Annotated in this window: 12 protein-coding genes; 1 reads left to right on the top strand and 11 read right to left on the bottom strand. The window is 62.4% G+C overall.

What is annotated here, in order from left to right; genetic code table 11:
* The 6 genes from VEK15_07335 to VEK15_07310 form a co-directional block, all read right to left on the bottom strand.
* Positions 1-562 (bottom strand): tellurium resistance protein TerC (locus tag VEK15_07335; GenBank protein ID HXV60488.1); only part of this gene is annotated, 562 nt, incomplete at its 3' end.
* A 33-nt stretch (positions 563-595) separates the two neighbouring features.
* The gene (secF, locus tag VEK15_07330; GenBank protein ID HXV60487.1) at positions 596-1,549 is read right to left on the bottom strand and encodes a protein translocase subunit SecF; all 954 of its coding nucleotides are present in this window, start codon (positions 1,547-1,549) and stop codon (positions 596-598) included.
* The gene (locus VEK15_07325; GenBank protein HXV60486.1) at positions 1,546-1,902 is read right to left on the bottom strand and encodes a hypothetical protein; all 357 of its coding nucleotides are present in this window, start codon (positions 1,900-1,902) and stop codon (positions 1,546-1,548) included. Before VEK15_07325 ends, secF begins: the two co-directional genes overlap by 4 nt.
* A 72-nt stretch (positions 1,903-1,974) precedes the next feature.
* Positions 1,975-2,736 carry a twin-arginine translocase subunit TatC gene (tatC, locus tag VEK15_07320; protein ID HXV60485.1) on the bottom strand — a complete coding sequence of 254 codons (762 nt, stop codon included), beginning with the start codon at positions 2,734-2,736 and terminating at the stop codon, positions 1,975-1,977.
* Between the two features lie 312 nt (positions 2,737-3,048).
* Entirely contained in the window at positions 3,049-3,558 is a 510-nt protein-coding gene (locus VEK15_07315) for an inorganic diphosphatase (GenBank protein ID HXV60484.1), read from the bottom strand.
* A gap of 27 nt (positions 3,559-3,585) precedes the next feature.
* Positions 3,586-4,872 carry an Nramp family divalent metal transporter gene (locus VEK15_07310; protein HXV60483.1) on the bottom strand — a complete coding sequence of 429 codons (1,287 nt, stop codon included), beginning with the start codon at positions 4,870-4,872 and terminating at the stop codon, positions 3,586-3,588.
* A 159-nt stretch (positions 4,873-5,031) separates the two neighbouring features.
* Here VEK15_07310 and VEK15_07305 point away from each other — a divergent pair, with 159 nt between their 5' ends.
* Positions 5,032-6,465, top strand: coding sequence for a sigma-54 dependent transcriptional regulator (locus VEK15_07305; protein HXV60482.1), 1,434 nt, complete (start codon positions 5,032-5,034; stop codon positions 6,463-6,465).
* Positions 6,466-6,523: 58 nt separating this feature from the next.
* Here the strand turns inward: VEK15_07305 and pepQ are convergent, their stop codons facing one another.
* The 5 genes from pepQ to VEK15_07280 all read right to left on the bottom strand — a co-directional run bounded on the left by pepQ (position 6,524) and on the right by VEK15_07280 (position 12,516).
* On the bottom strand, positions 6,524-7,834 hold the full coding sequence (gene pepQ, locus VEK15_07300; GenBank protein ID HXV60481.1) for a Xaa-Pro dipeptidase: 1,311 nt from the start codon (positions 7,832-7,834) through the stop codon (positions 6,524-6,526).
* Positions 7,835-8,148: 314 nt separating this feature from the next.
* Positions 8,149-9,003, bottom strand: a complete 855-nt coding sequence (locus tag VEK15_07295; protein ID HXV60480.1) for a hypothetical protein — start codon at positions 9,001-9,003, stop codon at positions 8,149-8,151.
* 118 nt (positions 9,004-9,121) lie between these two features.
* On the bottom strand, positions 9,122-9,523 hold the full coding sequence (locus VEK15_07290) for a response regulator (GenBank protein ID HXV60479.1): 402 nt from the start codon (positions 9,521-9,523) through the stop codon (positions 9,122-9,124).
* A 174-nt stretch (positions 9,524-9,697) separates the two neighbouring features.
* The gene (locus VEK15_07285) at positions 9,698-11,062 is read right to left on the bottom strand and encodes a sigma-54 dependent transcriptional regulator (GenBank protein HXV60478.1); all 1,365 of its coding nucleotides are present in this window, start codon (positions 11,060-11,062) and stop codon (positions 9,698-9,700) included.
* Positions 11,059-12,516, bottom strand: coding sequence for a HAMP domain-containing sensor histidine kinase (locus VEK15_07280; GenBank protein ID HXV60477.1), 1,458 nt, complete (start codon positions 12,514-12,516; stop codon positions 11,059-11,061). Before VEK15_07280 ends, VEK15_07285 begins: the two co-directional genes overlap by 4 nt.
* Positions 12,517-12,595 lie beyond the last annotated feature (79 nt).

Here is a 12,595-nt window from a genome sequence, read left to right as displayed (position 1 = left end):
AGAACCGCTTCACGAAGCGGACGACTACATTCTTTTCCAACGCGAGATTGTCGTGACGGTCGACGAGGAGCTTGACCGCGGTGACGAGCAAGAGCGCCCCGAATACATAGACGGTCCAGTCGAAGCGGCGAATGAGCGCGGTGCCGGCGAGGATCATCACTCCCCGAAGCACCAGCGCACCCAGAATGCCCCAAAAGAGCACCCGGTGCTGGAGGGGAAGCGGAACTCGCAAATAGGTGAAGATGAGGGCGATGACGAAGATGTTGTCGAGGCTCAGGGATTTCTCGATGATGTAGCCGGTGAAGAACTGGAGCGCCGCCTGTCCGCCTCCGAGCTCGTGCCCGATCTCTTTTCCCACACCACCCCAGTGATTTTCGTACAGGAAGTAGACGGCGACGTTGAATGCCAGAGCCAGAGATATCCAGAATGCCGTCCATCCGATTGCCTCTCCGACACTCACGACGTGTGCCTTGCGGTTGAAGACACCGAGGTCCAGCGCCAGCAAGACGAGCACCAGCGCGATAAATGCAATCCACGGCCATAGCATCATGGTGTCGTTCATCGGCGTCGGCCTCTCGCGTCGTGCCTCGGCGCTCTAGATTCTCGGGAGCGCAGGCTTCGGTCGGCGGGAAGCATCGTGGGCTCGTTGCTGCCGCGCCTGTTTCCACCAGATCACGACGGGCGACGCGATACCCAGGGTGGAGTACGTGCCGGTCACGATCCCGATCAGCATCACGAATGCGAAGGGTCGAAGCGCCGCGCCCCCGAAAAGGAAAAGAGGGAGCACCGAAAGGAAAGTCAAAAGCGATGTCAGTATGGTTCGGCGAAGCGTCTGATTGATGGACAGGTTGATGATGTCGTAGAGCGAGCTCATGCGCATCACCCGGCGATTCTCACGGACGCGGTCGAAGATGACGATGGTGTCGTTTACCGAGTAGCCAACGAGCGTCAAGAAAGCGGCAATGACGTTGAGGCTGATTTCGTAGCCGACGACGGCGAGAAACCCGAGGGTCACGAGCACGTCGTGGATGATGGCAACCGTCGCTCCGACCCCGTAAATCGGCTCGAAACGAAAAGCGATGTAGGCCAGCATGGCTGCCATGGCCACCAGCACCGCAGTCTGCGCCTTTTTCCGAAGCTCCTCGCCGACGACCGGGCCGACAATCTCCGTGCTGGTATCGATGAGGCGGTGCTGCGGCAGCTCGCGCAGCACGCCGATGATGCGATTAGCCGGATCGTCGAGCTCCTCGGCGCCCTCATGCTGCGGGCCGACGCGAATGAGGATTTGATTGAGCTCCTCTCGGTCGTACCGCTGAATGATCGCGTCCGAGATGCCGACCCTGGCGATGGCGGAGCGCACGTCTTCGATTCTCGGAGCCTCCTGAAATTTCGCGTAAACGATCGTGCCCTCGGAGAAGTCGATTCCGTAACGCAGCCCGCCTTGACGAAATACGAGGAGGCCGCATGCGGCGAGAGTCGCGCACGACAACGCGATGAAATGGAAGCGATACTTCAGCCAGTCGATTCGGGTATCGGGGAGAATGTTCATGGAAGTGGTTCCTTCGGTCGCGGGCCCGAGTGAACGAGCTCGATGGCGACCACGGTCTTGATCGCAGCCTTGTCGCCGCCCCTTTCTACGGTCAACACCAGGTCGTCACCGGCGCGAACCAGGGCGAGTCTTCCCGCCGCGCCCGATGCCACGGCAAACGACCGCTTCCGTCCCGACACATCCAGCCCAACGATCTTGCGGTCATCGAGATGGACGGACAGGAGCTTGACCGGAATGCGGTGGGTTGCCCGGTAGGCTCGGAGAACGGCTCGTTGCGAAACGGATGGTTGCTCCTGGGCGATGCTCGCCCGAGCCAGTAAGAGAAAGCAAAGAGAAACGAACCAAAGCGGCATCCAAGTCCTCAATCCCGTTCGGTCGAGAGATCCTGAGTAGCAACTCGCATGCCAGGCGCCGTCATCTGTGGCTCAGCGGCGCCGAACCAGCCAGCACACCCCGATCGATGCGACATAGAGTGCTATCAGGGGAAACGCGAGGAGGCTCTGGGTGACGAGATCGGGCGTGGGCGTTATCACCGCCGCGAGAACGAAAGCCCCGAGCACGACCGGCTTCCATTGACGGGCCAATAGTCGCGGCGTCACCAGACCCAGCCTCGAGAGCACGAAGACTACCGTGGGGATCTGAAACGCGGCTCCGATACCCCCTACGAAGCGACTGTAAAGTGAGAAGACCACGCCGACGCTCAGCATGACGTGCACACTGTCGGAGCCAAAGTTCGTCAGAAACCGCACGCCGTACGGGAAGAGAACGTAGTGACCGAAAGCGGCTCCGAGGAAGAAGAGCCCCGAGCCGAAGGCCGCGATCGACGCGAATCCCGTGAGTTTTCCCCGTGGGTGGAAAAGCACCAGCAGGCGCCACCCATGATAGAGCCAAAGAGGAGCGGTAAAGAGCACGCTCGCCAGAAACGCCATTCTGACGTGAAGCAAGAAGATTTCGGGCACTTTCGTGGCGACGAGGAGTGCCCCGGAGGGAAGCGCGCCGCGCACCGGTGCCATCAGGAATCGGTACAACTCGCCCGAGAACGAGAAGCAGACGACGAAGACGATCGCGAGGCTGGCAAGGCTCAGGACCAGTCGTCGCCGGAGCTCGTCCAGCCCCGTGAGAAGCGTGCCCGATTCGGTCTGCAGTGCGGCCAAATCACGCGGGACGATCCCGTTCAGCGCCCTCACGGCCGACGACGATGGAACGCGCTCGACTCCGTCAGCGCTTCGTCGGTCTGGCAGGAGCAGGTTGCTTCTCGGTTTCTTGCTTGCGCGCTTCCTGTTTCTTCGCGGGTGTCTTGTTTTCTTTGCTCGTGTCGATCGGTTTCATGGAGGTTCTCCTTATCTCGTATCCGAAAGAGGGAGCCGAACGTTCAACAGCAATGTCCATGCCAGTGACGAGCGGCCCAAGCCGTCTTCTTCTCGAGTCTCCGGGCTCGATTCGGAACGATGGGACCGAAGTATTCGGGAGGTTGGTTCCGAAAAGAGAACGGTCGTCGATCAGACTTGAGAGCCCCCCTCCGCACGAAAACGCTCTCGAGCATCCTCGATGACTCGCAAGGCCGCGTCGCGGTCTTCCCATCCCTCCACGGCGGTCTTCTTCGCCTCGAGCTCTTTGTAAACTCGGAAGAAGTGCTCGACTTCCTTCAGGAGGTGCGGTGGAACGTCCTCCAATCTTTCGAGGTGATTCCACATCGGATCGGATACAGGCACGCACAGGATCTTCTCGTCACGGCCCTTCTCATCCCACATTTTGAAGAGCCCGATGGGTCGGGCATCGATCAGGCACCCGGGAAACGTTGCCTCCCAAACGAGAACCAGGGCATCCAGGGCGTCCCCATCGGCGGCGAGCGTGTCACAGATGAAGCCGTAGTCGCTCGGGTAGTGCACCGCGGAGAAGAGCATCCGGTCGAACTTGAGACGCCCGGTGCTCTTGTCGAGCTCGTACTTGTTACGACTTCCTTTGGGAATCTCGATGAGCACGGGAACGACGACTTCGGGTGTGTCCATAATGCGTCCTCCATCGTGTCGCCACCGCTACGAAAGCGCTGTCACGATCTCTCTGAACCCGACGAGCGCGAATACCGCCAGCAGGAGAAGCAACAGGGCGTTCCCTAGTCGCCCGTTTCGCGGGACCTTCGCCGGCCAATTGATCTTGCGGTCGAGCCAGAGCAGCGTCGCCGCCAGGAAAGGGAGGAAGCAGCTCCCGACGATGGTGTAGGTGACGATGATGAAGAGCGGCCGGCCAAGGAACGCGAGGGGGATGGGAGTAAGCGCGACGTAGGCCAGAGCGATGCGATAGGGGACGCTCGTGACCCGAGTCAACCTCTCTCTCTCCTCTGGACCGGCTCCCTTCCATATCGCGTAAAAGTCGGCGTAGATGTAAGGGACGCTTTGCCAGACGCCGAAAAGAGCGGCGAATACTGCAGCCCAGAAGCCGAACGCATAGACGTAGAACCCGACGGGCCCGACGAGAGTGGCGAGCATCTCACCCATACGAGGCACGGCCTCGGCGTCGGTGATGGGGATGCCGGCGTCGTGAAACGCCCGGCTCGCGATCATCAGAACCGAGATCCCGAAGGCCGCGGTGAAGCCGTAGCCGAGCGCGAGATCCCGCCTCACGTAACCGACGTACTCGGGCTCTACCATCTTCTCTTCTCGAAGCCAGTAGTTGTACGAAAGGAGAGTGACCGTGCCCCCGATTCCTCCGACGAGGGAGAGTACGTAGGCGGCGCCGCCGCCGGCAAAACCGGGAAGCAGGAGTCCACGCAGAAGGCCAGGGGCATCCTCGAACAGCAGTGCCGCGCAGACGACGACGCTGAAGAACATCATCCCGATGAGGACCTTCATCATCTTCTCGAAGCCAGAGAAACCGCCGAGCAGAACCAATGCGGCACCCGCGAGCGCGTGAAAGACCGATCCCCAGGACTGGGGAATGAAACCTCCGGTGAGCGTCGCGATACCCAGACCGCACGCGTTGGCCAAGGCGGCGGAAACGGCGACGGTCCAGACGACCAGGTAGGCTCCGAAATACGCGCGCACCCACCAGGGCAGGAACCTCGCCCAGCTCTCGAGGGCTGTCAGCCCCGTGGCGAGTTGAATCCGCGCGACTCCCTCGTTCAGCAGATACTTGAACGCAGCACCGAGAACGATGCACCAGGCAAGGCTCTCTCCGAAACGGGCTCCGCCGACGGTCGCGGAGACGATGTCCCCGGCACCGATACCCGTGGCGGCGACGATGAGACCGGGCCCGACGAGCTTCGAGAGGCTGGCGGCGGCCGCTTTGGGCCTCGGCGCTTCGCCAGACTCTATGAGGATCGACACTCCTCCACCCTTCAGCAACGATTGTGCCACTAGCAGGCTGCAGGCCCCACCGTGCCTCTCGTCTCCGGGACCTGCGTATTCTATCCGAAAGGCTTTGTGATATTCGGAGGGGCGCTTCCGAATCGAGTAAGATGAGGTAGCACCGAAGGAAGCGAATCCATGCTGCTACGTGCTCTCATCGCGGTCAAAGCCGACGCGCTCGCCGACCGGCTCCACAATGCGCTGTCCGACAACACGGTCCGAGCGGAGAAGCTTGCCTCGGGGGAAGATGCGTGGGATCGCCTGACGCGCGAGGAGTTCGACCTCTTCCTGCTGAATCGAGACGGACTCGGGAACGAGCCACGCGCTCTCCTGCGTAACATCGGCAAGCTCCCCTCACATCCCGGTGTCGTCGTGGTTGCGGCCAGAGAAGACCCCACCGATCGCGCCCACCTGCTCGCCGCGGGATGCCTGGCGGTTCTGTGGGAAGGACTACCGGTCAGCACGCTGAAGGAGACCCTTAGAGCACTCGCCAAACGGCGACGCGAAGAGAGGCTCCAACACCTGAAGGCGGAGCGACCGGAAGAGCGATACAGTCTCAAGGATTTCGTCGCCCAGAGCGGCGAGATGCGCCGGTTCATGGAAACGGTCCGTCAGGTCGCCCAGTCCGACACCACGTCCGTGCTCATCCTCGGTGAAACCGGCGTGGGCAAGGAGCGCCTCGCACGCGCCATTCATGCGGAGGGACGACGGGGCGCCGGCCCCTTCATCGCCGTCAACTGCGGAGCTCTCCCCGAGCCTCTCCTCGAATCCGAGCTGTTCGGGCATGAGGAGGGCGCTTTTACCGGCGCGGTGCGCGCGCGGCGAGGGTACTTCGAGCTGGCGCACGGCGGAACATTGTTTCTCGACGAGATCGGTGAGATGGCGCCGCACCTGCAAGTGAAGCTTCTTCGCGTGCTCGAGGAAAAGAGTTTCTACCGGGTTGGAGGGGAAAGGGCTACCGCGGTTGACGTGCGGATCGTCGCGGCAACGAACCGCGACCTGAGGGCGGACGTCGCGAATCGTCGATTCCGCTCGGACCTCTACTATCGCCTCGCCGTCGTGACTCTCGCGATCCCGCCACTCCGAGGACGGCGGGAAGACGTGCCCCAGCTGGTGGCGAGCTATCTGGAGCACTTCAAGACCCAGCTCAATCGACGCGACCTTTCCATCGATCCCGACGCAATGCACGCTCTGGTGGGCTATGACTGGCCGGGGAACGTGCGGGAGCTCATCAATGTCCTGGAGCGTGCCGTGCTCCTCTGCCGAGGGAGCAGTATCTCGGTGACGGACTTCCCGCCCGAGATCTCGAAACCCTCCGGCGTCTCCAAGGGCGACGGCAGCGAGCCCGCCTTCCCCGACGCCTGGCTCGACGAGCCCCTCGACGAGGGCAGACGCCGGTTGATGCTGGCCTTCGAGCAACGGTATTTGCGGCGAATTCTGCGCGAGGCGCATGGTCGGATCGGAAAGGCGGCCTCTCGCGCCGGGGTTACCGAGCGAACGCTCTACGATCTAATGAAGAAGCACGGTCTTCGCAAGGAGGACTTCAAGCCCGCCTCGGCGCAAGCGGGGTGATGCGGAAGTGGGAACTTACGTTCCGCTCTTGCAGCGCGGGAGCAAATCTCGAGCTTGCCTACCCGATCGGAAGGTACTCTCGGGTCATGTTTCGGTGACCGTCCTCGGTCACGACGACGTCGTCCTCGATTCGAATCCCGCCATTGGGGGTGAGCTCGTCGATGAGCTTCCAATCGAAACGGGAGGCGTCGCCGCCTTCACGAAACGGGCGGAGCAACATATCGATGAAGTAGAGACCGGGCTCCATCGTGAAAACCTGGCCGGGCTCGACGGGACGCGTGTTGCGCAGGAAAGGGTGCTCCGGTGGTGGAGGCATCTTTGCGCCGTCGGGACTCCTCAGGTGACCACCCACGTCGTGCACCTGGAGCCCGAGGTGGTGGCCGAGCCCATGCGGAAGGAACGGCCTCGACCACCCTTTGGCATTGGCTTCCTCCGCGTCGGCCTTCAAGATGCCGCAGTCGGCCAGAAGTGCCGCCACCTTGTGATGGGCCAATAGGTGCAGCTCGAGGAAATTCGCTCGAGGACGAACCTCGCGGCACAGCTCTTGTTGGAGTTTCTCCATTCCGTCCCTCAACGAGACGAAGCGGGAGTCACAATCGGCGGCGACGTGGGTTCGAGTGATGTCCGCCGCATAGCCACGCATTTGCGCCGCCGCATCGATGAGCAGCACTCTTCCGTGGCCGTTCTTCCGTTTCGCTTCGTAGTGGAGGAACGCGGACTTTTCGTCGAGCGCGACGATGGTGGTGTACGGAAGCTCCTCTTCGGTTACGCCCACGGCGATCACGAAGGCGTTGTGGATGTCTAGCTCCGAACCGCCGGCCTCGAAAGCTTTCCTCGCCGCCACATGTCCCCTTGCGCCGAGAGCGCTCGCCTCCTCGAGGGAGGCGATCTCGTATTCCGTCTTGTAAGCGCGATCCCAGTCGAGGCGCGACAGCAACCCTTCCGGGTTGACGGTCAACCCCGCGGCCTCGGCCCGCTGGGTTTCGTTCCCTATATAGGCGGTGTTCGTCGGTCGCCCGATTCGCTTCCAGACCCCGTGGGGAGTCGCCGCCTCTTCGAGCTCGAACTGGGGAAGCCAGAAAGGCTCGTCCAGACGCGCCGGCTCGTACCAATAGTCCTCGGGAGCGTAACGGATCAAGAGCGGCTTGCTGCCCGGTGCGAGCCGAAGAAGGTGAAACGGTCCCCTTATGGGGCACCAATGAGCGAAATGGGCCACGGGGCAAAAAGGCGCCTGCCGATCATCGGCGAAGTAAACATGCGGCTCGCCCGAAGATACGATCAGTGCGTCGAAACCAGTCGCCTCGAGGATCTCGGCGAGCTTTCGTTGCCGGATCTCGATATGAGCGGTGAACAGGGCGGACAGATTCATGGCCCGCATTGTCGCAGACCCCGTTCGGCGACGCGAACGCAACGGATTCCGCGGCTGAAGCAAGCAGCCTGCCGAGCGGTAGCCAATTCTTCTGCCGCGAGATCGGCGCGCAGCGCCGCAAAAGGCCGAGCCGTGGCGGCCGGACCATCGCGGGTCCCGCCACGGCACTAAGCACGAGCAGGCTGATGAAAAGCACGGTTCAGCCTGTCCGAGCGGTAGCCAATTCCTCTGCCGCGAGATCGGCGCGCAGCGCCGCAAAAGGCCGAGCCGTGGCGGCCGGACCATCGCGGGTCCCGTCACGGCACTAAGCACTATTAATGAACGGGCAAGCTCAGGTCGCGATCGAGCCTCAGGGTCAAGATCGTCCCCCGGGGAAGATCGACCTCGTTGCCCTTGGTGGCGAGAATGCTCCCGCCTCCACCCACCGCGGCCCCGATGGCGGCCCCTTCCTTGCCGCCGATAACCGCGCCGAGCACCGTACCCAGGCCCGCGCCAATCCCGATCTTCTTGACCTCCGAGCCGAGTCCGGTCTCGAGCCTCTCCGAAGCGCGAACCACGGTCGCGCTGATGTCGTGGGTTTCTCCGCTCGTCTCGACTCGTTCCACGGCTAGCACCAACCTCGCGGTGCGGTCGGTCCGGCTGCTCGCCCGGTCGACGTCTTCGACGCGGCCAAAGAACGTACTTCCCGCCTCGATGGAAACGATGTTGCCGCTGACTATCGGCTCCACCGCCACGGCGGTGAACGAATCACCCGGCTGCGCCCGGTCGGATCGGAGGCTGTCCTCGAGCCGAACGGCGAACTCGGTGCCGCTGTCGAGCCTGACCTCGTGGTTCATCGAAGGATGTTTCACGTACTTCCGCAGATCGTTTCGGAGATCGGCGATGTCGAGCCTCAGGTCGCGCACCTCGTCTTTGGCTAGACCCGTCGAATCGCCGCCCTCGTCCTGGTGCTTGCGCATCTTGACCTTGAGGTAAATAACTTCCTCGCGGATCCGCTCGACCCGTTCCGACATCGGGTCCGGAAGCGACTCGGTCGAGGCCAAATCGGCCTCGAGGTTCTTGAGATCCGCCTGGAGCCTGTCCATGTCGTCCGCGGTGGCGGTGCGCTCCTGAGCGCTAGCGAGTAACCCCGACGACAGGAGTAGCGTCGCGATGAGACTGCACATCATCGGCTGCCTTTCCGAGCCCGGCGCGGGCCCAAAGATGATTGGAATTTCGTTTCTTCTATTATTCTTGGCACGAGCCGGCCCTCACCGCAAGGCGATCTCATGGCCGCTGAACAGTCGGCTATCTTCTTTGTCCGGGCGAGGAGCCTTCGCGCAAAACCAGCCGTCGCACGAGGTCGCCGAGCTCATCGGGGTCGAAAGGTTTGTCGAGAACGGCATTGGCGCCGAGACGATGAGCCTCCTCGTGCAGGCTTCTGTTGCCGAACGCCGTGATCAGAATGAATGGCGTTTTGGCATCGACGCAACGAAACCGTTCGAGCACCTCGAGACCATTCAGCTCCGGCATCCGCACGTCGGAGATGACCACGTCGACGAACGGGCACGCGAGGAAGCAGGATATGAGCTCGAGGCCGCTCGCCACGGAAACGACTTCGTGGCCTTCGGCGCTGAGCGAGACTTGAAGGAGAGCTCGCAGGTCGGCATTGTCTTCGGCGAGCAAGACTCGACCCCTGGGTTTCGCCATCGACGCATTTCGCACGAAGCTTGCGGGTGCAAGGAATGTGCCGCAGCTCGGAACACCGTTCTGCGCGTCAAACACGACGCCGGGAGCAATCCAAGGTCGCGCATTGCCCCAACAGGGTGATCAAAATGTACCGCGGTTGAGTACTGAAACTGTGACTTTCTGCCCCGGGCCGATCTACTTCGTATTACCGTACTGACGAAGCTTCCGGTACAGCGTGCGCCGGTCCAGGCCGAGCGCTCGGGCCGCCCGCGCTTTGTTGCCTCCGAACATCTCGAGGGCATGCTGAATGTAGCGTCGTTCCACCTCTTCCATCGTGAGAAGGTCGGCGGGGTTGTGACTCTCATCCAATACCGGACTGGAACGATAGCTCCGAACTCTCTCGGTGAGATCCTCGACGCGAATGTCCTCGAAGCGGGCCACCGCTACCGCTCGTTCCATACAATTTTCGAGCTCCCTGACGTTCCCGGGCCATGAGTAGGCCAGGAGCCTTTCGGCAACGGCTGGAGAAAGCCCGTGAACCCGCTTATTCGAAGCGGTCGCGAAGCTCGTGATGAAACGCTGGGCGAGGGCGAGAACATCGCTTCCGCGCGCTCGGAGCGGAGGAACGGCGATCTGAATGACGTTGATTCGATAGTACAGCTCCTCGCGGAAACGGCCCTCTTTCACTTCGGTGTCGAGATCGCGGTTGGTCGCAGCAACGATCCGGGCGTCGAATGCCACTTCGCGATTCGCGCCGAGCGGACGGATCTTGCGCTCCTGAATGGCGCGCAGAAGCTTGGGCTGAAGGGAGAGGGGCAGCTCCCCGATTTCATCGAGGAAGAGCGTCCCCGCATTCGCTTGCTCGAACAGTCCCGAGCGAGACGTTCGCGCATCGGTGAAAGCGCCGCTGTGATGGCCGAAGAGCTCGCTCTCGAGGAGATTCTCGGGTAGCGCGGCGCAGTCGATCGCCACGAACGGTCCTTCTCGTCGAGACGGAGATCGTTGGTGAAGCGCCCGGGCGACACGCTCCTTACCGGTTCCGCTCTCCCCGGTGACGAGCGCCGTGGCGCTTGCGCCCGCGACCCGGTCGATCAGATCGTTGAGCTTCCGCATGGCGGTGGAGTTGCCGAAGAGCTCCTCGTGAGGGTGCTCCAAACGAAGCTCTTCGCGAAGCCTTTTGACCTCATCTCTCAGGGCATGGTGCTGAATGGCCCGCCGGATGGCGATGCCGAGCACTTCGAGCTCGAACGGCTTGGGGATGAAATCGTAGGCACCGGCGCGCATGGCGGAGACGGCGGTGTCCACACTGCCGAACGCCGTGATCACGACCACGGGAACGTCGGGTCGATTGGCCACGATACGCTCGCAAAGCTCGATCCCATCGACGTTGCGCATGTTCAGATCGGTGACGACGACATCGAAATCCGAGTGCTCGAGCCGAACGAAGGCTCGTTCACCCGAATCACAGGCCTCGACCTCGAGACCCATTTGCTGCAGGCCAGCGACGAGCATTTCCGTCATGCTCGCGTCATCGTCTACGACGAGCACACGCTCACTCAAGCGCGGTGCTCCGGGAGAAAGACGGAAAAACAGCTTCCGCGCCCTGGCTCGCTTTCGACGTCGATGTAGCCACCATGCTCCTGAACGATGCCATAGGTTACCGACAGGCCCAAACCCGTGCCCTCGCCGGATTCTTTGGTCGTGAAGAAAGGCTCGAAGATGCGCTCACGAACGTCCGCCGGCATCCCGCTGCCCTCGTCCCGGATCAGAATGCAGACGTAGTTGCCCTCACGGTCCGGGGGCGACCCGGGCGTCGTGCGCCTCGTCACCGAGATCGTCAGCCTCCCGCCTGTGGGCATCGCCTGAATCCCGTTCATTGCGAGGTTGGTAATCGCCTGTTGAATCTGTCCTCCGTCGACGTCGGCCATCAGGGCCTCGTCGCCGTCGACCAGTAAAGAAACCGCGGACTTCGCGGCGATCGATTGCAGCATGCCGGCCGTTTGTCGGGCGATCGTCACGATTCGCTCGAGTGTCTTCCTGGATTCCCCGCGTCGGGCGAAATCGAGCAGCTGACGGATGATGGCCGTCATCCGTCTGGCCTGCTCGATAATGATTGTCGCGTTGTCGAACGTGCCACGCTCGGTCGAATGGGCACGGAGGATGAGCTGCGCGCGCCCCATTACGACGTTGAGCGGGGTTCCGAGCTCGTGGGCGATGCCGGCGGCGAGGCGTCCCACCGTCGAAAGACGGTCGGCGTGGCGGAGTTGTTCGATGGCGGTGATCCGAGCCGACGCTTCCTCGGCGGCGGTTCGGTTCGCGCGATCCAGAAGTTCGCTCATGCTGTTCATCTCTCGGGCCAGCTCGCCGATTTCGTCTCGTTGCCGAAGCTCGAGTCGGCGAGAAAGATCGCCGCGGCCGATGCTCCTCGCTTGAGCGATGAGCTGGCTTACGGGACGGCCCACGAGTGCCACACCGAGGCCCATTGCCACCCCGCCGCAGAGGGTGACGAGAACCGACGTGGCGATGAGCGCCTGCACGAGCGTCCGCCGTATGTAGAGACGCTGGTTGAGCATCGAGTCCCGGACCTCGATCGCCCCCACCCGTTCCCCCGGCACGGCCACGGGGACGTAGGTGTAGAGAGCTCCCGGGTCCTCGCCGTCGGAGGCGACTCGCACGAAAGGAGAGTCGGAAGGTTGTCCTACGTCGCCCCGAGGAGGGGGGACATCGGGACCACCCGGTTGGCCCGGTGGCACGTCGAGCCAAATCCAGCGGATACGGACAGTGCTCTCGCGCTGGTTCGCGTCCTCAACGAGCTCCAGAGCCTGCTGCCAGCCAACGGTCGGCCAGATGCGGGCCACAGAACCGGCAAGCATCCGTCCGATGAGAAGGCTGTCACGGCGGCTGTCGTTCTCGAACAGCGCGATTTCTCGGCGCACGCGGATCGCGGAATTTCCGGCGAGAACGATGAGGATCCCGAAGATGAGCGCCAAGGTCAATTTGCGGGCGAGCTTCATGGTACTCCTGGCTTTCGAAACCGACTCTTACGTCAACGACGGAGCGAACGCAAGATGACAGGGTGAGTCAAGAAACCCG

Source organism: Vicinamibacteria bacterium, assembly GCA_035620555.1.
Lineage (GTDB): Bacteria > Acidobacteriota > Vicinamibacteria > Marinacidobacterales > SMYC01 > DASPGQ01.
Note: the sequence above shows the minus strand (reverse complement) of the source record. Positions and strands in the feature narration are given on the sequence as shown.